The following is a 23,765-nucleotide window of genomic DNA, read 5'->3' as shown; positions in this document are numbered from 1 at the left end:
GAATGGATATGAAAGGCCTAGGACGAATACTGAGCAAAAAGGTTACATCTGTTAGTTGATGATAGAACGCTGATTTTTATGGCCAATATGATAAGATTATGATTTGACGGAGAAAAAGTGTCAAAAGACTAAAATAATACCCTGATGAGCACCTTTCAAAAATCATTCTGAATCATAAAAATCAGCGTGCTATTAATTTGAGATTCGAAAATTAAATCAGTCGCCTAAAGCAAACCCAGCGGCACAGAAAAGCCGTTGTATAAAGGCTTCTCTGTGCCGCTGGGTTTGTAGTTCTGGTCTCAGGCAAACCGGCGTTTCAGAATCTCAACCAGTTCACTTACTTCATCGCTGCTCATGTCCCACAAATACTGGGAAGCATAGCGGTAGGAGATTAAATCGAGGGCCTGACCGTAATTATTCAGCGTATCTATTTCCTCTACTGCCTGATTATAGGCACTCGAATTTCCGTTGAATAACTGGTTGATAAACCGAAATTTCTGATTTAGCGAAATACTGCGGGCAATACTCTCAATAGGGGCGCGATGGAACGTTTCGGCCATTGTAGTGGGCTCGGCAGGAGTGCTTTCCCGCAAAGTATCATTCAGGGTTGGCTTAGCCTCAACCGTTGTGTCAGGCTGCGATTGTTGCGGTATGCCAGGTTGGGTCATGTCGGTAGTTGGCAACTGCGACGGCTGACTGATGGGCGAAACAGGGTCCGGCCCACTAGTCCGGTCAAGGAACATAGCGCCACCCGTATCCGTCGAATCATCGGCTGATTTGGCAAAAACTGGACTTGCCGGAGATGCCTGCGGAGGTGTCGCCGATATATTACCAGCCGTATTAGTGGGTAATGGCTCCATTGCAGGAGCCGCTATGGTTGTCTCCATAGCTACCAATGGGGCGGGCGGAACCGATGGTTCGGTAGCCGTATCGAAGAACGATCGCATGGGCGCCCCCGGAATGCTATCGGGCACATGACTACGAAGCAGAGCCGCCACATCCATTGGCAGTTTCTCCGAAAAAAGGGCCACAAGCTTATCGTAATGCTCGAGCTCATGGGCCCGCTGGCTCAGGACTTCGTCTAAAAATCCCAATGCCTGATTGACATACACAAACGGTTTACCGTTCATGCGCTGCATGATATGAGTCGGAATAAACTGATTAATCTTCGTATACCGCACCATTTGCTTCATCACATCAGCCGTTACGGTAAACTCAGGCTGGCTCCGGAGCACATCATCGAAATAAGCTCGGGGGTCAAAAATCATGATGATGGTCCGGCGAGTCGCATCGGCTAACAGCGGTTCGAGATGTTCGCGCCGAACCGAAATATGCTGAGACACAACGTTCATGAAATTACGTAAAGCCTCCTCTACATCGGCATTGGTAAAATCAAAATAAGGGCTCCGAAACTTAGCCGCATCGGCTTGCCATTTATCAGACAAGCTACTAATAACGAACAGGTTGATCTGGTTAATCGGCGTTAGCGACAGAATTTGCTGGCCACTGATGGTGGCATGATGCTGGTAGAAATCGGACGCAATCCGGCGAGCATAAGACTTGCTGTATTCTGTAAGGGCGTTGGCGTTAAACTTGTTCGACATTAGGAAAAGCCTTTGTTTTGTAAATATATATCTTTCGGCCGCAAACCGGCTGTTGTTCATGAAGAAATCAAATGCAACGGGCTGTACGCCATGATTCAATTCTACAACGGGGAAACCCTGTGGGTAATTGAAACAAATTTCATTCCGATTTGTCATGGCCATCCTGGTGCTTTTTACGTTCCCGTCCCGTTTTACCGTACTTTATCAATCAATTTTCAATGTTTATTGAACCATCCCGACGACGCGAACCGCCCCATCTCCGCACTGGCTGGATCGAAGTAATCTGTGGATCGATGTTCTCCGGAAAAACGGAAGAGTTAATTCGTCGACTTAACCGAGCACGTATTGCCAAGCTGAACGTTGAGATCTTTAAGCCTGCGCTGGATACGCGTTACCACGACGAAAACATCGTGTCGCATTCAGCACTGGCTATCCATTCTAATCCTGTGCAAACGGCGGGCCAAATTCCTCCCTTAGCCGGGAACTGTGATGTTGTTGGTATAGACGAGGCCCAGTTTTTTGATAAAGACATTCTGGATGTCTGTAACTTGCTGGCCAACCAGGGCAAGCGCGTAATCGTTGCCGGGCTTGATATGGACTTTTCGGGGCAACCGTTTGGCTGTATGCCTCAACTCATGAGCATCGCTGAATACGTCACGAAGGTCCACGCTATTTGTGTGGTCTGTGGCGACATTGCCCAGTATTCTTATCGGCTCGTTCCCTCGCAGGACCGCGTACTTTTAGGTGAAACCGATAGCTACGAAGCCCGCTGCCGACGCTGCTTTAACCTCGGCAGCGACGCTGGCCGCAAAGAGTGGGCCTATGAGACTGTTGTGAATGATGAATGATGTAATAAATTACATTTTATTTAAAAAGTGTCTCCGGTCTTTAGCCACTAAATTCCGGGGCTCATCCATCATTTGTTATTCATCCTTTATCATTCTTTTTTCGCTTTCCTATCCTGCATTCGCTCAGATCGGTGTTTGGCAATCGCATGTCAGCTACCAGTCTGGCCAATCGGTGGCGGTTGTTGGCAATATGGTTTATGCCGCTACTCGAAACGGGTTATTTTACTTCGATAAAAGCACTCAGGAAACCAGAACCCTTGCGAAGCAGGATGGTTTGAGTGATGTAGGTATAAGTCGATTGCTATACCTGGCGGATCAGAAACGGTTGTTTATTGCCTACCAAAACGGTAATCTGGATTTTCTGACCCTAACGGATACCGGCGAACCAGGTACTGTCTCGAATGTAAATACAATTGTTACGGCCTCTTCTCTCCCTACCGGCCGAGGTATTAATCACCTCAACAGAATTGGCAACAATGCCTATCTGAGCACTGACTTCGGGCTTGTTGTACTGGATCTGCTAAAAAATGAAATTCGGGATACATATTTTAGCCAACGGACGGATGGTTCTCCCCTTCCCATTTTTCAGTTGGCCGCTACAAGCGATAGCCTCTACGCCTTAACCGCCCCCCTGACGTCAACGGCTACCCAACCCCAAATTCGAGCAATTCGTTTTGCGGCCAATGTCAATATTGTCGATCCGGCAAACTGGCGACCAATAGCTACGCCCGGCCTGCAAACCGAGTCGATTGTCGCGAACCAGGGTCGTTTATCGGCAACGGTAAATGGACAGGGTACTTATGAACGGCAACTCGGTCGCTGGACACTCACCCTGCCGCTCACCAGTTCCCTTATCAGGCAGTTCCCCAGCGCAGCGGGCCTCATTTTAGCGACTAACCAGGCCATAACCTTGCCGGGAGTGGGTTCGTTTACGGGCCCACTATTGGCTGACCCGCGCGAGGTGCAGGCCGATGGTAACACACTCTGGATTGCCGATGCCCGGAACGGTTTATTGACTACAACAGCCGGTACACTCCAACGCATCGCCCCCGAGGGCCCAACGCGCGATCAGTTTGCGCAATTATACGCCTATGCGCAAACGCTGGTAGCCCTGCCCAATGCCCCTCAGGAAACCACTTCCTTAGGACAAAATCAGCCGCCGGTCGAGTTGTTGTCGGTGCCAGCCGAGCGATGGAACAGCAGTCTGATGACTGGCTCAACGCGCGGCTTTAATTCGGCCGCCTACGTGGCTACGGAGCAAAAAGTATATCTGGGAAATTTTGGCGGAGGCCTGTGGAGCCAGGTAACGGGCCAACCGCCGACATCTGTCACGTTACCTACTACCATCAGCCCATTCATTAACAGTCTGGCCACTGACACTGACGGAAATTTATGGATCACAACGGGTCGGGGCAATGCCCAGCAAGCGACCTTACACGTCCGCCGAACCGACGGACAATACCAATCGTTTCCGGCCGTTAGCCAGACCAACCTTGTCCAGATTGTGCCCGACGACAACGGGTTTCTGTGGCTTCGAACCGAGGTTGGTGGTGGCTTACTGGTTTTCGACCCTCAAACAAACCGAAGCCGGGCTTTAAGTACGATCATAGGCCAGGGCAGCCTGTTAACGAACAACGTTCGGGCTTTGGTAAAAGATCATAACGGGGTTATCTGGGTTGGTACAGATCTTGGCCCTATGGTTTTCGACAATCCCTACGGTGCTTTCGACCTAAAACTAGACGCCCAGTCTCCTGTTCTTAATGGACGCCGATTGCTGGCCAACGAGCTTATCACATCGATAGCCGTTGATGGCGGTAACCGAAAATGGCTCGGTACACGCAGTGGACTATACCATGTTGCGCCCGATGGGTCACAATTGCTCGATACATTTACAGCCGACAATAGCCCTTTACCCACCAACACCGTACAGTCGTTAGCCATCGAACCCACCTCCGGTAAGGTATTCATCGAGACCAGCGCTGGCGATCAATCCAAGGGAATCATCTCTTACCAGGGCCCGGCTACTGAGCCGGCTTTAACCCTCAACCAGATCACTATTTTTCCTAACCCTGTTCGGCCAGATTTTACGGGTACTGTCGGCATCAACGGATTGACCGACAATGCAACGGTAAAAATCTTTAATGCGGGTGGGCAACTGGTCTACGAAACCCGATCGCAGGGCGGTACAGCCACCTGGGCATTACGGGATTACCTGGGTCGCATGGCCCAGACGGGCATTTACCTGATTGTCGTTGTTAACGTCGACGGGTCGGAAGGACTGGCGGGCAAGCTGGCCGTGGTTCGATAGCGAGCACTTATCAGTAATTGCCGGGTAAATTGTACATTCGGGTAGATAAACTTACCAACTGCCTGCTTATGCATTTAGACATTCTACAGACTGGTGCACTGCAAGATTATTTGCGCCGACGTGGCTGGCTCGATACGGAAGAAGTTGTCGCATCGGTTGAGATTCCCGGTGAGGGCAACATGAATTACATCCTTCGGGTAACAACTTCCATTCGATCCCTTATTGTCAAACAATCGCGGGCATACGTTGAGAAGAACCCAACGCTACCGGCCCCCGCCAATCGGGCGGTTATCGAAGGGAGTTTTTATCAGGAGATACAGTCTATTCCTATGCTGGCCAGCGCAATGCCTTTGCTGATGGGGATAGATCGAGAAAATAACATTCTGGTATTGGAAGATGTAGGGGACGCCCCGGCCTATACGTTTCTGTATCATTCAGGCCAATTGTTATCAGAAGCCGATACCCTAACCTTAACGGACTACCTATCCGAACTCCATTATCATTTTGCTACCGAAAAGCCCGGCCCGATCTTCACCAATCAGGCCATGCGCTTGCTCAATCACGAGTCTATCTTTATAGCTCCTTTCCGGGAAGACAATGGCGTCAATCTTGACACCGTACAACCGGGGCTGGCGGAGTTAACCATGTCCTGTAAGCAGGATGTATCCTTGAAGAAGATAGTTAGACAATTGGGGGAGCTGTACTTGTCGGACAATAACCAGCCGCAGACAGGTGCGTCAAAAACACTGCTGCATGGAGACTATTACCCTGGAAGCTGGCTTCAGACTACCCACAACCACCTCAAAGTAATCGATCCTGAATTTTGTTTCTACGGTCCTGCTGAGTTTGATTTAGGTATCTTAATCGCGCACCTGATGTTGGCTCAACAGCCTTCAGCAACAATTAACCGCGTCCTGACCAATTATGTAAAACCGACGGGCTTCAATGAACAATTACGCCAACAATTTACCAGCGTTGAACTCCTGCGTCGGCTCGTTGAATACCCTCAGCTTCCCCTTAGCTTATCCATCGAGGAGAAACGTTCGCTGCTGGATGAAAGCCGGCAAATACTACAGTAAACGACAGATACTACCCACACAGTAGCTATATTAAAATAAGCCTTTACCTGCTATTTGACGAATCAGGGCATTTTGCCTAATTTTGACAGGTTTTCTGCCATCTCATTCAGGTGTCAACATGAACCGAATGAGCAACCAAACGCAATCAACGCACTCATTATGAGAGAAATACAATTCCGTGAAGCCCTGCGGGAGGCCATGACGGAAGAAATGCGCCGGGATCCGAAAGTTTATCTGATGGGCGAAGAAGTTGCCGAATACAATGGCGCTTACAAAGTTAGTCAGGGAATGCTGGACGAATTTGGCCCGGAGCGGGTCATTGATACCCCTATCGCCGAGCTTGGTTTCGCCGGTATTGGTGTTGGTTCTGCCATTAACGGACTTCGGCCAATTATTGAGTTTATGACCTTTAACTTTTCGCTTGTTGCGATTGATCAGGTTATCAACTCGGCCGCTAAAATTATGTCCATGTCGGGTGGCCAATATTCCTGTCCCATCGTATTCCGTGGCCCCACGGGGAATGCCGGGATGCTGTCTTCACAACACTCGCAGAACTTCGAAAACTGGTTTGCCAATACATCGGGCCTGAAAGTAGTCGTCCCCTCGAATCCTTATGATGCAAAGGGACTGCTTAAGTCGTGTATTCGCGACAACGACCCCGTTATTTTTATGGAGTCGGAGTTGATGTACGGCGACAAAGGTCAGGTTCCTGAAGAAGAATACCTGATTCCGATTGGCCTCGCCAATGTCGTACGGGAAGGAAACGACGTAACAATCGTATCGTTCGGTAAGATCATGAAAGTAGCGCTTGCTGCCGCCGATGAGTTAGCGAAAAACGGCGTTTCGGCGGAGGTTATCGACCTGCGGTCCGTACGCCCAATCGATTACGCAACAATCATCAATTCGGTGAAGAAAACAAACCGGTGTGTCATTGTTGAAGAAGCCTGGCCATTAGCCGCTATCTCGTCGGAGTTGACCTACAACATTCAACGCAACGCCTTCGATTACCTCGATGCGCCTGTTGTTCGGGTGAACAGTATGGATTTGCCGTTGCCGTATGCACCAACGCTCATCGAAGCGATTTTGCCAAATGTGAAACGTACGTTACAGGCCGTAGAAACGGTGATGTATAAAAAGTAATTGGTCAGCAGCGCAGGTGTCTATCTGCGTTAGTAAAAAAGCGTCGATCTATCCGGTCGGCGCTTTTTTCTTACAAAAACGCCCGACTGTCTTTCAACGGCCGGGCGGTGTATTTGATTCAATTATAGGGTAAACCCTGGACGGCTTCAAAAAGTTTAGGTGGTGAAAAATAGTCGTATAGTTTTCCGTATTATTGGTACGTATGAACGATTTGTCTGATAACACGCAAAAACGCCCCATATTTAAGCTAAGTGGTCGTACAATTTATGAAGTTACGATTCAATACGTTGGCTCCTTATCGGCGTTGCGTCAGCGCGAACCAACCGTCATATTCTTTTCTAACCTTCGCAAAGCAGTTGATGCGATCACGGCTGAACTGGCATTGAACAATTGGCCGCCCAAGGTTAATTACACGGCGGTGTATCGGGGCGTAAAACAGCGGCAATTTTATAGTTGTGATTTCAACGTTGCCGGAGCGCGGGTTTTTCGAATCAAAGTTGTGCCGCGCGTGCTAAACCCAGCGCTTCCCAGATTGGGTATTGATGAAAATCCGGCGAAATAATAGTAATTAGAAAAAGACTTTTGTGCAGCGGAATAGAAGCGGGCGCAGTTGATTTTCGTCATCCCAACGAAGAAGGGATGACGAAAATCAACTGCGCCCAAGTCCCACTCAATACGCTTTCAAACTCAAATCCAAACTTTTTACCTGGTGCGTCAAGGCACCGGAAGATATATAATCGACGCCCGTTTCGGCATAAGCCCGCAGGTTCGTTTCATCAATGCCACCCGATGCTTCTGTCACGAAGCGGCCGTTGATCAACCGCACCATGTCGCGGATACCCTCGGGCGGGAAATTGTCTAATAAAATAATATCCACGTGCCCCACGCGAAGCACTTCCTCTACCTCGGCCCGGTTACGGGTTTCTATTTCGATTCGTAATTGGCGGCCGGTTTCTTTTAAATACGCAACGGCTTTGGTAATGGCCGCTTCGACACCTCCGGCATAGTCGACATGGTTGTCTTTAATCAGAATTTGGTCATATAATCCAAAGCGATGATTGACTGCCCCGCCAATTTTTGTGGCCATTTTCTCACAAATACGAAAATTTGGCGTGGTCTTTCGCGTATCCAGCAATTTTGCCCGTGTTCCCTCTAAAAAATTGACCAGTTCGCGGGTATGCGTCGCGATGCCGCTCATCCGCTGCATGCAGTTTAGCACCAATCGCTCGGCGGTCAGGATATTACGCGCGTTTCCGCTAACGGTCAGCACGATATCACCGGGCTTGATACTAGCCCCGTCATGCATCAGCACATCAACCTCAAAGGCGGGATCAACTTCAGAAAAAATTGCCTGCGCCACCTCGACACCAGCCAAAATTCCCGTTTCTTTCACCAATAGCCGTGCTCGTTTCTGTGCATCGGCCGGGATGGTTGATAAAGACGTATGATCGCCATCACCGACGTCTTCGGCTAAGGCCAGCTGTATAAACTCATGTAAATTCATACCTGCAAGGTAGCAGATTATTCTTTTCGACAGAATGTCAACAGCTGGCCGGGAGCGGAAAGTGATTAACGCGCTTTCAAAATTCGTCTTACGGTTCGTTCGTTACCCTGCTTCACGTCGAGAAGATAAATTCCAAACGGGAGAGCTGACAGGTCAATAGTACCAGAAAAAAAACGGGCGTTTTTTTGCAGTGTGGTCTGGTGGCGGGTGAGCCCTAGATTGGCATCAATTACGCTGACTTCAACTTCGCCCAAATATGCATTGCTAAGTTGAATTTCTACGCGCTCTATGGATGGATTCGGATAAACCCGCAGCGATTCGTCGTTGATCTCCGAAAATTCGGCGGATGACCGTGCGGCACCAGAAGCTGCGATGACAAACTGGGGTGTCTCCGTTAGGGTCAGGGTAATCTTGCTGTTTACCGTTGGCCGAATCTGCAACGCCATCGTATCACGACCAGCTTGGGGCGTGTATACCCGTGCGATAGAACCGGCTCCCAGATTCAATGAATACTGGCCCGTTCGGCCCACTTCGTCGGGAATCCAGAGTGCATAGGCAGACTGGCCATTGCGTTCGTACCGGTCCACATTTGGATTTGTGCTGATCGACTCTTTAAACACATAATCGCCGATGAGTTTTTTGGCCTGATAGAAATAATCGGCGGTGGGTTTACGGCTGAAATCAGCATTCATAAAGCCCATCGAACAGAATTGAGTCGGACAATCCAGATTCAGGTCGTAGGTCTGATAAAAATCGACTCGATCTACTCCTTCCCGACCGTACAACAGGGCTGTCCGCAAATTCCAGTCGGCCTGAGTACTCAAGACCGATTTGGAACCAATGGGGATGGCGCGAAGCGGGCTTCCCTGATTTAGATCATAGCCCGTTTCGGACACATAAACGGGCATATCATAGCAGGCTTCGTGTGCTAGTTTCAATACATTTCGAACCACCTGAGCGGCAACCGATAATTCTGGCGCGGCTCCCCGTGCCGACGCACCGCTACCATTTTGCATGGAGCTGGAATTATCGGGATAGAGGTGGTAATTGATCACATCCCAGCAGAGATTGACCCGTCCATCCGATTTATACCCCCGAAACTCTTTACACCAGTCAATCATACCCCGGATGTAATCGGTGCCGTTGGCAATCGAGCACAAGCCGCCCATGACCACCGTCATGCTCGGATCGGCATTTTTCACGCCAACGCCCGCCCCCATCGTATTCTTATGCCCATCGTAAAACGCCGACATATTGGCCGCATACTCTCGGCCCGTTTGGTACGCTTTTCGGCCGCGCCACCACTTGTCACGCTCGTTGTCGCATTCAATGTAATTGATCAAGCCAAGGCCAATTTTCACGACGTTTGGCGGATCGGATGTCCAGCGAATAGCCGGATTTACTTTAACCAGAGCCGGGTCTACAGTGATGTTTTTGCCATATCGGGCCGCGTACTGAAACGCTACTTTTGCCTGTTCAATGTAAGATGCCGGACTGGCAAAGTTTTTTCCATAACGCACGGGTACGTTATCGTTGCCCTGCTGGTCGGCAGGATACGTCGCGTTCATCCAGGGTGCCAGATCTTTCAGGCAAGCCATAACCTCAATGCCTTCTGCTTTGCAGCGTTCGTACATAAGATCGTAATTCCAGCCACCAGCATGGGTTGGATTAAAGGTGTACTTCCCTTCGGTCAGCTCCAGCTTTTCCCAGTCCATGTAATGCCGAATAACGCCAAAAGATTGCAAGGCCTTCATTTTAGGGGCCGAAATCCCCGGTACACCTGATTGATAAAAATCCCATTCGAACCCGTTTATCCCGAGCAGGTTCTTAAACTGTGGGCTCTTTTTGGGGGCCGCTCCACTGGTTGTGCTGCCCGCCTGATACGTTCCATAAAGCTCTATCTCACGAGGCCAGAAATCGGTTGTATTGATGACCAGGTAGCGCGCTCCCGTCACGACGCTATCGAGCAGAAATTTCGCATCGCCCGAGGTCGACCGGGTTGGGTAGGGCCCTACCCAGACATTGTACTCCAGCCCCTGAAACTGCGCTAGTTCAATGCGTCGCCAGTCACGAGTAATGATGGACAACCGCATGGGAGAAGTGGAATTACTTCCGTTGCCATCATAAAACTTTATAGCTTTGATAGCCATCGACTCGCCGGTTTGTAGCGGATAATAGGCATCGTAATTACTTAGGATTTTACCCCAGCCGGTTTGTACCTCATCCGTGACTTTTCCGTCAAATAGAGGCCCCAGCCCACTACTGATGTTATTAAGTTGATACCACCGACTGGCGTCGATCGGGATTTTGCTCCCCAATGAAACGGCCGTAGTCGTTGACGTCGTCGGCGATGTAGTTGTCACGGGCGGAGTTGTGGTGGTACTGCCCGTCGTTGTCGTTACGGCCCCGTCCAGCGGATGGCCATATAGCCGAATTTTGAGCGGTAGCGCATTGCAGTACTTGTGAATCATGATGGCATCGGCCACCACCGACGGAAAGGACAACTCCTGCCAGACCGCAAACGCAGGCCCCGTAAACGTCCCGAGCAACGTTTTCTGGGTTCCGTTGAGGGCATAAATCACAGCGGGTGTGCTCGAAAATTCGTTCGCACCATCGTATAGCTCCAGCTTGGTCAGTGTACTTTTCGCAGCCAGTTTGAGAGTAAGGTCCATCCATACACAATCGGCGCTATTGCCGTCGGTTTGCACCAGGCTATTCATATCATCATTCAGATAGGGAGCATAACTTTGCGCCGTGGGTAAACTCGATACGACACTCGTTACATTCACCCGTTCCTGAGCATACAAAATAGCATCGAGCGGATCGGTCGGCAATACTTTTCCATAGGCCCGTATTTTGACCGGTATGTTATTGCAATATTTATGAATGACAATTCCCTCCGCTACCAGCGGCTCGGTCAACGTGTACGGCTTAAATACCATATAGCTGTCGCCGATGAACGTACCAATCAGCGTTTTTTCTTTTCCGTTTACCGCATAGATCTGAGCCGGAGCCGATTCAAACGTGCCTTCAAAATCATACAGATCCAGTTTGGTCAGCAAACTTTTCTTACTGAACTTAATCGTTACATCAGTCCATTGAAAATTGGCGGGCTCCCAATACGAAGGGACGAGATTGGCTATGTTATCGTTCAGATAGGCCGAGTAATCCTCGCCCGTTACCGGGTTGTCTTTTGCCGAAGCAAGGGTTAATAAATCGAGCGGACGCGGTATAGCCGTTGAGCTTGTAATGGGCTGGCCAAAGGCCTGAATCTTTTGGGGTATATTATTACCATACTTATAAATCATGATGGCATCGGCAACGAGCGGCTGGAAGGGCGTAAGCTTCACCCAAGTCTTATAGGTAGACCCGTCAAACGACCCAATCAGAACCCGTTGGTTTCCGTTCAGGGCATAGAGCAAAGCGGGTTTATCGCTAAATGTCCCTTCTGCGTCATACAGGGATAGAGTCGATAGCAGGCTTTTTTTCTCCAGCTTGAGTGTTACCTGTACCCACTTATCATTCCCCGTCCAGATACTCTGTACCTGTTTAGTAAGATCATCGCTTAACCAGGGCGAATAATCCTGTCCCGTATTTTCGCTGGCTGCGATGGACACGACCGTAAGTCGGACAGGCGTCGATCCACTTTGCCCCTTACCCAAAAGAGCAACTAATACAAATAAACAAGTGAATAGAACTTTTACCATATAAGTTATTTTTATGCGTAATATATATATAAAATGTTTACATTAAATGAATAAGATTAATATTTCACAATTAATTAAATGATCTGATAATCTGAAGGTTAAAAACTTAATACCAACGGCCGGGCTAAAAATTATCGTCCTACTTACTATATATACATAAAGACATTGAAAACCTGTCTTAGCTACTTGCATTCTTCCAGAAATGGTACGAAATTTGTCATCCGCTAAGGAAATATATGAAGCAACCCCGTGTCATACAACGCCTTTCCAGTCTCGTGCTGGCGACCTTGCTGCTGTTTACGGCGGTATGGGGACATGGTAATTTAACCCAGGCTAAGGTAGCGCACAAAGCGGTTGCTGGGCAGGCAAAGTCGGGTAAGGCAACCGATGCGCCTGCATCAGCCAAATTAAGCACAGCTCAATATGAAGCCGTTGTTACACCGGCCATTCAACTGGGCGAGTCGGGGCAGAGCGCCTTTCTGCTGCCAGCGCCAACGTTGCTGATTTTATTACTGCTAAGCGTTCCCTTATTGCGCTTCTTCACTCTACCGCATTTCTATTTTTCTTACTTCAGGCACGTATTTGGGCATCATATTGCTACCAATGCGCCCTAGTATACGCGTACAGGCCAAATTAATTTAGCGTTCTACACTGGCCGCATTCTTTTCTTTCCTTGAGTCACTGCCCACCAAAAGCGGACTTCATACGTAATCACCTTAGTATTTAATAGCCAACTCACGGGCAGTTGCCTGTGTATCCCAATGCAAAACAGAACCGGAATTCTCATTCTGACAGGCGTTATTGCAGCTATCTGCATTTATTTTCTGTCGTTTACATTTGTCTCGCGGGGCATCAAATCCGACGCGGAGGCTTATGCCACCAACAAACAGGGCGTCGTCGATCGCGCTAAAAAACAGCATTACCTTGATTCGCTCTGGAAAGAGCCTGTTTATCTGGGTAGTACGCTTCAGGAAGTTACTGAGCGCGAACTCGGCCTTGGCCTTGACCTACAGGGCGGTATGCACGTTGTGCTCGAAATCTCCCCTGCTGATATTTTGCGCAGCCTGTCGGGCAACAACCGCGACCCAAAATTCAATCAGGCCCTCAAGCAGGCCCTTGAAGACCAGAAGTCAAGCACGACCAGCTTTGTCGATCTGTTCGCCAGCGCATTCAGCAAAATTTCGCCAGACACCAAGCTGGCAACCGTATTTGCAACCAGCGCCAACCGGAGCAAAATCAACTACCAGTCGACCGACACGGAAGTACGCAAGTTGCTGAACGACGAAGTGAACGGCGCAACGACGCGGGCGTTTCAGATCATTCAGGCGCGGGTCGATAAATTTGGCGTTGCCAACCCAAACATCCAACGGTTACCCGGTTCAGGCCGTATTCAAATCGAATTACCGGGTGTTGATAACCCAGAACGTATTCGTCGTCTGTTGACCGGTGCCGCTAAACTCGAATTCACGGAAGTATACCGCTTAAGCGAACTGGCTCCAGCCCTTGAAGGTATGGGAGCTTACCTGCTCAGCCAGGAAGCCGCCCGGAAGGCTGCGCTGAAAACAGCCGCGCCGACAGCCGGAACAGCCGCAAAAGGCACATCGAGCCTGGAGTCACAATTGGCCCAGGGCAGCAAGAAAGATTCAACAGCTAAAAATGACACGAGTGCAGCAGCCGCACAGGGCACAGCCCTCACGCAACTATTCCTGCCCGTTGGTCAGGATCAATTGGGGGTTTATCTGAAAGATACCGCCCGAGCAAACGCCGTTCTGAACGCGCCGGAAGTGAAAAGCCTGTTTCCTGCCGATGCTTTTTTTGCCTGGGATCGTAAAACATTTAAAGCAACCGATGGCAAAGAAATCCTGTCGATCTATTTCCTGAAGAAACCTGGTGGCCGCGCTCCCCTCGAAGGTGATGTAATTACGGAAGCCTCTAATGATTATGACGACCGGGGCCGTCCTGAAGTGACCATGAACATGAACCCTGAAGGGGCTCGTAAGTGGAAGAACCTGACGGCAGCCAACGTGGGTCGGCCAGTAGCAATTTTGCTGGATAACCTGGTTTATACAGCGCCAAACGTACAGAACGAGATTCCTAACGGTCGGTCGAGCATTTCGGGTAACTTCACGGTAGAAGAAACCAAAGACATGGCCAACGTGCTGAAAGCCGGTAAACTGCCCGCCCCAACAAACATCGTTGAAGAAAACGTGGTGGGAGCTACCTTAGGTTCGGAAGCGGTTAGCGCTGGTGTTCTGTCGTCGATCATTGGTATTTTGCTGGTACTGGCCTTTGTGGTCTTCTACTACAACCGGGCGGGATTTATTGCCGACATTGCTCTGATTGTCAACCTGTTCTTTCTGTTGGGCGTTATGGCCTCGCTGGGTGCAGTACTCACCATGCCGGGTATTGCCGGTATCGTGTTGTCAATCGGTATGGCTGTAGATGCGAACGTGCTTATTTTCGAGCGGATCAAAGAAGAGATGGCCTTGGGTAAGACGTTCAAGCAATCCGTTACCGATGGCTTCCAGAATGCGCTTTCCTCGATTATCGACTCAAACGTAACGACGTTCCTGACGGGTATCGTCTTGTTTATCTTCGGAACGGGTCTGATCCTGGGCTTTGCCACTACCCTGATCATTGGTATCCTGACATCTTTGTTTGCGGCTATCTTCATTACCCGCCTGATGCTGGAGTACTACATCCGGAATGGCAAAACACTGTCGTTTACGTCCTCCTGGGCTAAGAACCTCTTCAAAGACTCTGACTTCGATTTCGTATCGCGCCGGAAACTGTACTATACCGTATCGTCGGTAATTATTGGTCTGGGTATTATCTCCGCTATCTTCAGAGGCTTTGGCCTGGGGGTCGACTTCAAAGGAGGCCGTTCGTATGTTGTTCGGTTTGAAAAGGCCGTCAGTACAGATGACGTTCGTGATGCCCTGGAGCCCGTATTGGGCGGATCACCGGAAGTAAAAACCTATGGAGGTACCGGTATCGGTTCAAACCAGGTGAAAGTAACGACGCCTTATCTGGTTGATGACAATTCACAGGGAGCCGATAAAAAAGCAGAAGCAACGGTTTATCAGGGGCTAAGCAGCATCAAAGGAAACCCAGCTAAAATTGAAAGCTCTCAGAAGGTTGGCCCAACGATTGCCAACGACCTGCTGACATCGGCGCTGTGGTCTATTTTACTGGCCGTAGCGGTTGTGTTCGTCTATATCCTGATCCGCTTCAAAAAGCTGGCATTTGGTTATGGTGCTGTTGTGGCGATGTTCCACGATGTCTTGATCATCTTGGCTATCTTCTCCATATTCAACGGCATTCTGCCTTTCTCACTGGACGTAGACCAGGCGTTTGTAGGGGCTCTGCTAACAATCATGGGTTACTCGATGAACGATACCGTGGTTGTGTTCGACCGGGTACGGGAGTACCTGGCCGAAAATAAAGGCAAGAAAGAGTCGATTGCGACAATCATTAATAACGCGCTGAACAGTACGCTAAGCCGTACGGCCGTAACGGGTTTTTCAACGATTCTGGTACTGCTGGTTCTGTTCATTTTTGGTGGTGAAACAATTCGTGGTTTCTCGTTCGCCATGTTGATCGGGGTTATCGTAGGTACGTATTCGTCCCTGTTCGTGGCTACGCCAATTGTGGTTGATGCCCTAACCAGTGCTCAGGGGAAGGAAACGATCTCACCAACTGTCATCGCTGCCGAAAAGAAAACGGGCTTCGATGCTGTTCCGGCCGACTTCACCAGCGCAGCACCCGCTACGCCTGAAGAGTTTACGGCAAAGAAGGAAAAGAAAGACAAAAAACCGTTGATTCGGCCTTCGCAATCATAATGTAAATGAGCGAAAGAGCGAAGGAGTGAAAGAGCGAAAGATTCTCAACCGTTTTCTGCGCTCTTTCACTCCTTCGCTCTTTCGCTCATTTAATTTCGTATATTTCGCCTAATTCCTCAAGAATCTTTTCCTGATCGGCACTTTCACCAAACTCTAATTCTTCCTACATGGAGACCAAACTAAAACCTGTTGATACAAGTGTCTGGCGTAAGAAGCCCCTGGCGGCTTATGAAGCCGACATGAAAAAAAGTGAACTTAAACGGGTACTGACCCGCTGGGGGTTAACATCCCTGGGCATTGGCGCCGTCATTGGTGGCGGTATTTTTGTATTGACAGGTATTGCTGCTCACGACTGGGCTGGCCCGGCGCTGGCTTTATCCTTCGTGCTGGCCGGGGTTGCCTGTACGTTTGCGGCACTCTGCTACGCTGAGTTTGCCTCCATTCTGCCCGTTGAAGGCTCAGCCTATGCCTACTCATACGGAACCGTTGGCGAAATTTTTGCCTGGCTCATTGGCTGGAACCTGATTCTCGAATACATGATGGGCGCCACAACGGTGGCCGTGAGCTGGTCAGGTTACTTTGAAAAACTGCTTCACCTGTTTCATATCGAACCACCGATCTGGTTAATGAACGACCCGGTTACAGCACAGGAAAAAGCAGCCGCCCTGCGGGCTACAGGTGTGGCCGTTCCAGACTTTTCATTTGCCTTCAACCTGCCCGCGTTCCTGATTGTCCTTGTCGTAACCTACATTCTGGTCCGCGGTATCAAAGAGGCTGCCAGCACCAACAACATTATCGTAATCGTTAAGGTAGCCGTGGTTATTTTCGTGATTATCGCCGGTGCGTTTTATGTGGATACGACCAACTGGCATCCGTTCCTGCCTGAACCCGTTATTGATAAAACAGGCCAGCAGCATTATGGCTTCAATGGTATTGTCACAGCCGCCAGCATAGTCTTCTTTGCGTACATTGGCTTTGATGCGGTTTCGACCCAGGCGGGTGAAGCCATCAACCCCAAGAAAGACGTACCCTTCGCCATTATTGCCTCGCTTATCATTTGTACCGTACTCTACATTCTGGTTTCGCTGGTTCTGACGGGCATGGTGCCGTTTAAAGACCTCGACCTGAAAGCCCCCGTTGCGCAGGCATTCGCCGATAAGGGCCTAACATGGGCTGTTTACATCATCACCATTGCTGCTTTGGGTGGATTAACATCCGTTATGCTCGTGATGATGCTTGGCCAGACACGGGTCTTCCTGGGTATGGCGAAAGATGGCCTGATTCCACCGGGCTTGTTTGCGTCCATTCACCCCAAGTTTAAAACACCCTGGAAGAGCACAATTTTAGTTGGTATTATCGTATCGATTGTCGCTGCTTTAACGCCCATCGACAAAGTATCCGAATTGACCAGTTCCGGAACGTTGCTGGCCTTTGCCATGATCTGCGGTGCTGTTTGGTTGTTACGGGTCCGTGAACCCAATCTGGAGCGCCCCTATCGAACCCCCTTGCTACCCGTTATTGCCACGCTTGGTATTCTGGCCAATCTGTACTTAATGTACAACCTACGGACCGATACCAAGATTTCGTTCGTGATCTGGTGCGTAATTGGACTTATCGTCTATTTTACCTATAGCCGCAAACATAGCCATTTGAATAAGCCTGTAGAAGAGTAAACTTCTTCCATTAGCTTTTCGTAAAGATGGCCCTCAGCAACTTGTTGGGGGCCATTTTCTGTTTATGGAGCATTTAACCCGTCTGCTGTTTCCCTGGCCATTCGGTCTGTGTTCATGATGCCCTAATTGGCTCATGCTCCTATATTTGCTGGCCGACAACGGCGCTCGCTGAATCGATCAAAGCAGCAACCTCCTTTGGCGGAACGATTGCCCAGCAAAAGAGTTACGTTACAACATGACATCAACCGAACTATTTGGATATGCATCATCGGTATTAGTGGGTTTAGTTATTGGACTGGCCGGGGGCGGGGGCTCCATTCTGACGGTGCCCATATTTGTTTACGTCTTTCATGTACCCGCCGTACTGTCGACAACATATTCGCTGTTTGTCGTGGGGGCCACCTCAATAGTTGGCTCCATAAACCATATATGGAACAAGCGGGTCGATCTACGGGTAACGACCGCTTTTGCCTTGCCATCGTTTATTTCCGTCTATCTGAGTCGCCGGTTTCTGGTTCCGGCATTGCCCGATCCGCTCTTTCAATTCGAGCACTTTATTTTGTCAAAGAGTCAGGCAATTCTTTACTTTTTTGCGATTGTTATGATCATTGCGGCCCGAGCTATGATTCGCAATGACCGGCCCGAGCAGGGTGAAGCGGCCGATGGGCGTCCACGATATAGCAGCCTGGGGCTCGATGGTCTGGCAGTTGGCTTGCTCACGGGTACCATTGGCGCAGGTGGTGGTTTTTTAATCGTTCCTATGCTGGTCCTCTTGGCGGGCTTACCCGTTCAGCGGGCCGTGGCAACATCAGTGCTCATTATTGCCGTCAATTCAATCGTTGGCTTTTTGGGTGATATTCACCACACTGATCTGAACTGGAATTTTCTGTTGCCTTTTACGGGTTTATCCATCGTTGGTATATTCATCGGAATGTACCTGGCTCAATTCGTTGCGCCCGACAAACTCAAGAAAGGGTTTGGTTGGTTTGTGCTGGTGGTAGCCGTTTATATGATTAGCCGGGAATTGCTGTAGGGTGGACATCTGGTCCACACCAATACGACCCAAAAACGTGGGCAAGATGTCCGCATGACGTATGATTATCGAACAACTCTACACGGGCTGTCTGGCTCATGGAGCCTATTACATCGAAAGCAACGGCGAAGCCGCCATTATTGATCCGCTTCGCGAAACCTCGCCCTACATTCGGAAAGCCGAGAAGGCAGGGGCAACAGTTAAGTATGTTTTCGAGACACATTTTCACGCCGATTTTGTCTCAGGCCATCTCGACCTGGCTAAAAAGACGGGCGCAACCATCGTCTACGGCCCCACTGCCAGAACCAGGTACGAAGCCTACCACGCAACCGATGGCGAAATGTTTGCGCTGGGCGATGTAACCATAAAAGTGTTACACACTCCCGGCCATACACCCGAATCAACGACGTACCTGCTCATCGACGAAACAGGAAAAGAGTGGGCAATTTTCACCGGTGATACACTCTTCATTGGTGATGTTGGTCGGCCGGATCTGGCCATTAAAGGTGATTTGACCGAACGAGATCTGGCTGGTATGCTCTATGACAGCCTTCAGACCAAAATTATGCCCCTTGCCGATGATGTGATTGTGTACCCGGCCCACGGAGCCGGTTCGGCCTGTGGGAAAAACATGAGCAAGGAAACGACGGATACGCTTGGCAACCAGAAACGGTTCAATTACGCACTCCGAGCTACATCAAAGGCTGAGTTTATTGAGAAAGTACTTGACGGCCTAACGGCGGCTCCAGCTTATTTTGCCGAGAACGCCCGGCTTAACAAAGAAGGCTACGAACCCATCGACCGAGTCATGAAACGGGGTAGCCAGGCACTCTCGCCCGCTGCATTTGAAGCCGCCGTCAACGAAGTTAGTGCGTTGATTCTGGACGTGCGTGATGCGGCTGATTTCGCCAAAGGATTTATTCCTAACTCGATCAACATTGGCCTGAATGGACAGTTCGCGCCCTGGGTTGGTGCTTTGATTCCAGAACTGACCCAACCTATTGCGCTCGTGACCCCCAACGGTCAGGAGAGCGAAACGGTTTTACGGCTAGCCCGCGTTGGGTACGACCATTGCATTGGTTTTTTGGACGGCGGCTTTTCGGCCTGGAAGCAGGCGGGTAAAGAAATTGATACCATTGAGTCAATTTCAGCGGAGGAGTTTGGCAAACGCTGGCAGCAGAACCCGGCTATCCCAGTTGTGGATGTACGTAAGCCAACAGAATTTGCCATTGAACATGTTAAAGGAGCCGAAAACCTATCCCTCGACAACCTCAACGACCATATGACCGAAATCAGCCGCACCGAACCCGTTTATGTTCACTGCGCTGGTGGCTACCGCTCCATGGTGGCGAATTCTATTTTGAAGGCTCGGGGTTTCGATAATGTTGTGAATGTGGAAGGCGGTCTGGCCGCCATTCGCAAGGTCGATGTGCCGATCATTACTGAATTACCTACCAATCACTGACAAGGCTCAATTTCATCGCACAACGCTGGGGTGTAGCCGGGCCAACAGTAATTTTTACAACTAAGACTGGCACAAAAAAGCCTCAAATCAATGGTACTGCCCGAGGCCGGTTTTACGTGATGTTGGCGGCCTCATCAATAAAACAAATTGACCGTTACCCAAGCGTATAAACGTCCCGGATAAGGGTCAATTTATTATTACTGCTTCTTCTCCGGCATCAGCACTAACCGGATCAGGTTCGAACCAAAATACTGATTAGCTGCCGCTTTTGTGCTGTCAACCGTCACTTTATCCAGTTGTTCGTTTTCATGTAACACTTCGTCCGGCGCATCGCCATTGTAATACTGATTCTGAAGATAGCCCAGCCAGAACTGATTGTCTTTCAGTTGTACTTCGGTTTCACGACGGGTCTCAGCTTTAAACTTGGCAATGTCGGCGGGTAAGGCTCCTTTCTGTTTGAGATCGTTGATCAGTTCCTGGGTTTTGGCAATGAGTTTTTCAACGTTCTCCGGCGCACAGCCAAAGTTGATGCGGAACGTGTAGCGTGGTACCGGATACTTGGCATAAGCCGCTGCAGCCCCAACGCCATATACGCCACTCTCCTCTTCTCGAAGTTTTTCGATCAGCTTGATTTCCAACACTTCGGCCAGCGCATCCAGTTGGGTAGCCGTTTCCGGCGACCAGGTTATGTCACCCGTGTAAACCAGTTGCACAGCGGCTTTGGGATCAACACCCTTGTAAACCGTCTTGCTGATTTGCCCTTTGGGTGCGCGAATGCCGAGATCCGTAAACTTTTCGGTTTTACCCGTTGCAGGTAAGCCGCCAAGGTATTTCTCAACCAGCGGCTTTAGCTGGTCTTCTTTAAAATTACCGACGAAATAGAATGTAAAATCACCAGCGTTGGCGAATCGCTCCTGATAGATTTTCAACGCCCGGTCGAGGTCGATTTTATCCAGATCGTCGGGTTTCAGCGGTTGTCGCCGGGGATTGTTGTTGCCCAGCGTAACGGTCACTGTATCCTGAAATACGCCTTGTGGCGTTGGCGTATTTATCCGGTTTTGCAGCGCACTCCGCTGATTTGATAAGAAGCCTTTCACCACATCAGGGTCTTTGCGCGGTTGCGTAAAGTAGCTGTAGAGCAGTTGCAGAGCCGTTTCCAGGTCTTTTGGCGCTGCGCTGCCGTTGATGCCTTCGCTCAGTTCACCCACATAAGGAAACACGCTCACCTGCTTTCCCGACAGGAATTTGCCCAATTGAATCTGGTTGTACTCACCCGTTCCGCCCATAGCCGCCAGCGTAGACGAAAACCGCGCCGACTGAAAATCGTTCATGTCATACAACGAAGTGCCACCAAAGCTACTTGCCGAAAACAAAATCTGGTCGTTCTTGAAAGTGGTTGGCTTCAATACCACCCGAACACCATTTTTCAACGTCCACTCGGTTACGCCAATGTCCTTGATCTGCTTTTCGTTCACCACGGGCGAAGCAGTTGGCTGAGTGGCCAACAGTGGGCTATCCAGCGTTTTATCTTCATAGGCCGTCAGCCCTTTACCCGCGTCATCCACATAGCGGATGATCTGTTCAACCGTTGGGAGCTTGGCTTTATCTTTCTCGGGAGCCATGACAATAACCGCCCGGTTATCGTTGTGGATAAACTGATCGACGAGTGCGTTGACCTCGGCGAGTTTAATGCCGTCCTGCTCTTTTTTCAGAAAGTTGTAGTAAAATTGAATGCTCGTGTACGGGGCCTTATCCGTAAAGTTTTGCACGTATTCATTCACATAATTGACCGAACGGGTTTTATCCCGTTCGCTGTAAGCCTGTTCTACATTGGTCAGAAACTCCTGCTTGGCGCGAGCCAGCTCCGTTGGCGTAAAGCCAAACTGTTTTACACGGGCATTCTCATCGAGCACAGCCCGGATGGCTCGCTCAACATTTCCTTCCTTGGCCACGGCAATGGACGTAAACGCATCGAGGTTGCCCAAAAAATCGCTGTAATTGCTGTAACCCCCTAAAAACGGCGGATCGGCACGCTGAGTCAACTCCTGAATCCGGTTGCCAAGCATGGTGTTAAACAGTCCTCGTTTGATGCTCTCCCGTAAGTCATTTAGCGTTTTTTCCTTGATCTCAGGTCGCTTATAAATAACCTGCACAACCGTATTGGGCTGTTCAGGGTCGGTTACGATAACCACTTTTGTGTCTTTGTGGGCCGGAATGTCGTACTCCGTGCGTGGTTTCGGCGCTTTGACGGCGGGGATTCGGCCGAATTTTTCGCGGATGATCCCTTCTACCTGCTTCATATCGAAATCGCCAACGGCAATAACGGCCATCAGATCGGGTCGATACCAATCTTTGTAAAACTGCCGCAGAACCTCAGGTTTGAACGTGGTCAATACCTGCTCGGTACCGATGGGAAGGCGCTTGGCATACTGCGAGTTATTTAAGAGAATCGGAAAATATTTATCCCGCATCCGCTGACCAGCCCCACGCCCCAGCCGTCGTTCTTCCAGAATAACACCCCGCTCTTTATCAACTTCGGTTGGGTCAATGGTGGCGTTATGCGCCCAGTCTTCCAGAATCTGGAAAGCCTGGTTGAAGACATGGGCAGAATCCGTTGGAACGGGCAGTTGATAGACCGTTTCATCGAAGCCCGTGTAGGCATTCAAATCGGCACCAAATCGAACGCCCGCCGATTGCAGAAAATTGACCAGTTCATTTTTGGGAAAATTCTTGGTACCGTTGAACTCCATGTGCTCCATGAAGTGGGCCAGTCCCTGCTGGTTATCATTTTCCAGTACTGAGCCCGCCCGAATAACCAGCCGCAATTCGGCCCGATTTTTTGGCTCCGCATTTTTGCGGATGTAATAGGTCAATCCGTTGGGTAATTTCCCGACTTTAACGTCGGGGTCGAGTGGGATTGGGCTATTGAGGCTGGGTATCGCGGCTTGCGAAGCCCCAGGTTTTTTCGCGGCTGACGTCGCTTTGGGTGTAGATTGCGCCAGCACCAGAGTTGCGCTGAGCAACAGGCTCAGGCATAAAGAAAAACGTACCATTCGGTCGCTTGAATTGGGTTGTGGTTGTTGACTAGGAACTATGGAACAATAACGCGGTGATAAGGGGAATCGTTTAGTGTTTCCAAACCAGAAGTATCGCGACCAGAACGGATACAACCAACGATAGCCAGCAAAGCAAAATGACCCATTTGATAGGAATTTCCCACATCGGCGCATGAAGCGCCACTGCCTCATCGCCGAGATCGACTTCACCATAAAAATTTCGGATACAGAATTCGTTCCAATCCGCGTAATCGGCATAGCGGGCAAGGGTATCCAGAAACGATTGCGAGGGAACGGCCGAGGATGTCCAGAACGCCTGCAACTCGCGGGCATCCAGCTGCCGGTTCGTATGAAGGAAAACTAAATGACTCAACGACTCAAAATCGCGCAGGCGCCAATGGGACGACTGCTCCCAATGCAGAATGTGTTCGATTTGCTGTTTGAGGTCGTTGGTATGCGAAGTCATACCCTAATAATACTGATTTTTTTGGAAAAACTGCCTGTGT

The 23,765-nt window shown here is 49.8% G+C and carries 15 protein-coding genes; 10 read left to right on the top strand and 5 right to left on the bottom strand.

Annotation, left to right across the window (positions count from 1 at the left end; translation table 11 throughout):
* Positions 1-299: 299 nt before the first annotated feature.
* Positions 300-1,604, bottom strand: coding sequence for a hypothetical protein (locus SD10_RS27865; protein WP_046580257.1), 1,305 nt, complete (start codon positions 1,602-1,604; stop codon positions 300-302).
* Positions 1,605-1,822: 218 nt separating this feature from the next.
* On the opposite strand from SD10_RS27865, the gene SD10_RS27860 reads away from it, so the two are divergent.
* From SD10_RS27860 to SD10_RS27840, 5 genes are all read left to right on the top strand, one after another.
* Positions 1,823-2,452: a thymidine kinase gene (locus SD10_RS27860; protein ID WP_046578658.1), complete on the top strand. Its 630-nt coding sequence runs from the start codon at positions 1,823-1,825 to the stop codon at positions 2,450-2,452.
* A complete protein-coding gene (gene porZ / locus SD10_RS27855; RefSeq protein ID WP_046578656.1) occupies positions 2,442-4,760 on the top strand; it encodes a type IX secretion system anionic LPS delivery protein PorZ in 2,319 nt (772 codons plus the stop codon). Before SD10_RS27860 ends, porZ begins: the two co-directional genes overlap by 11 nt.
* 68 nt (positions 4,761-4,828) lie before the next feature.
* Positions 4,829-5,839, top strand: a complete 1,011-nt coding sequence (locus SD10_RS27850) for a phosphotransferase (protein ID WP_046578654.1) — start codon at positions 4,829-4,831, stop codon at positions 5,837-5,839.
* Between the two features lie 159 nt (positions 5,840-5,998).
* Complete coding sequence (locus tag SD10_RS27845; RefSeq protein ID WP_046578651.1) at positions 5,999-6,979, top strand: pyruvate dehydrogenase complex E1 component subunit beta; 981 nt, start codon at positions 5,999-6,001, stop codon at positions 6,977-6,979.
* Positions 6,980-7,181: 202 nt separating this feature from the next.
* A complete protein-coding gene (locus SD10_RS27840) occupies positions 7,182-7,541 on the top strand; it encodes a hypothetical protein (protein ID WP_046578649.1) in 360 nt (119 codons plus the stop codon).
* Between the two features lie 108 nt (positions 7,542-7,649).
* Here SD10_RS27840 and nadC read toward each other — a convergent pair whose 3' ends face one another.
* Both nadC and SD10_RS28965 read right to left on the bottom strand, forming a co-directional pair.
* Positions 7,650-8,483, bottom strand: coding sequence for a carboxylating nicotinate-nucleotide diphosphorylase (gene nadC / locus SD10_RS27835; protein ID WP_046578647.1), 834 nt, complete (start codon positions 8,481-8,483; stop codon positions 7,650-7,652).
* 65 nt (positions 8,484-8,548) lie between these two features.
* Positions 8,549-12,190, bottom strand: a complete 3,642-nt coding sequence (locus SD10_RS28965; RefSeq protein ID WP_052731311.1) for a T9SS type A sorting domain-containing protein — start codon at positions 12,188-12,190, stop codon at positions 8,549-8,551.
* Between the two features lie 236 nt (positions 12,191-12,426).
* Between SD10_RS28965 and SD10_RS27825 the strand changes: the two genes are divergently transcribed.
* From SD10_RS27825 to SD10_RS27805, 5 genes are all read left to right on the top strand, one after another.
* Positions 12,427-12,804: a hypothetical protein gene (locus SD10_RS27825; RefSeq protein ID WP_046578645.1), complete on the top strand. Its 378-nt coding sequence runs from the start codon at positions 12,427-12,429 to the stop codon at positions 12,802-12,804.
* Between the two features lie 147 nt (positions 12,805-12,951).
* The gene (secDF, locus tag SD10_RS27820; RefSeq protein WP_046578643.1) at positions 12,952-16,032 is read left to right on the top strand and encodes a protein translocase subunit SecDF; all 3,081 of its coding nucleotides are present in this window, start codon (positions 12,952-12,954) and stop codon (positions 16,030-16,032) included.
* Positions 16,033-16,199: 167 nt separating this feature from the next.
* Positions 16,200-17,705: an APC family permease gene (locus SD10_RS27815; protein ID WP_046578641.1), complete on the top strand. Its 1,506-nt coding sequence runs from the start codon at positions 16,200-16,202 to the stop codon at positions 17,703-17,705.
* Between the two features lie 235 nt (positions 17,706-17,940).
* Complete coding sequence (locus SD10_RS27810) at positions 17,941-18,738, top strand: sulfite exporter TauE/SafE family protein (protein WP_046578638.1); 798 nt, start codon at positions 17,941-17,943, stop codon at positions 18,736-18,738.
* A gap of 61 nt (positions 18,739-18,799) precedes the next feature.
* The gene (locus tag SD10_RS27805; protein ID WP_046578636.1) at positions 18,800-20,203 is read left to right on the top strand and encodes an MBL fold metallo-hydrolase; all 1,404 of its coding nucleotides are present in this window, start codon (positions 18,800-18,802) and stop codon (positions 20,201-20,203) included.
* A 197-nt stretch (positions 20,204-20,400) separates the two neighbouring features.
* On the opposite strand, the gene SD10_RS27800 is transcribed toward SD10_RS27805, so the two are convergent.
* Together SD10_RS27800 and SD10_RS27795 are read right to left on the bottom strand one after the other, a co-directional pair.
* Positions 20,401-23,256, bottom strand: coding sequence for a M16 family metallopeptidase (locus SD10_RS27800; RefSeq protein WP_046578634.1), 2,856 nt, complete (start codon positions 23,254-23,256; stop codon positions 20,401-20,403).
* A 73-nt stretch (positions 23,257-23,329) separates the two neighbouring features.
* The gene (locus SD10_RS27795) at positions 23,330-23,725 is read right to left on the bottom strand and encodes a hypothetical protein (protein WP_046578632.1); all 396 of its coding nucleotides are present in this window, start codon (positions 23,723-23,725) and stop codon (positions 23,330-23,332) included.
* Positions 23,726-23,765: the final 40 nt, after the last annotated feature.

The sequence above is a fragment of the Spirosoma radiotolerans genome (assembly GCF_000974425.1).
Classification (GTDB): domain Bacteria; phylum Bacteroidota; class Bacteroidia; order Cytophagales; family Spirosomataceae; genus Spirosoma; species Spirosoma radiotolerans.
Note: the sequence above shows the minus strand (reverse complement) of the source record. Positions and strands in the feature narration are given on the sequence as shown.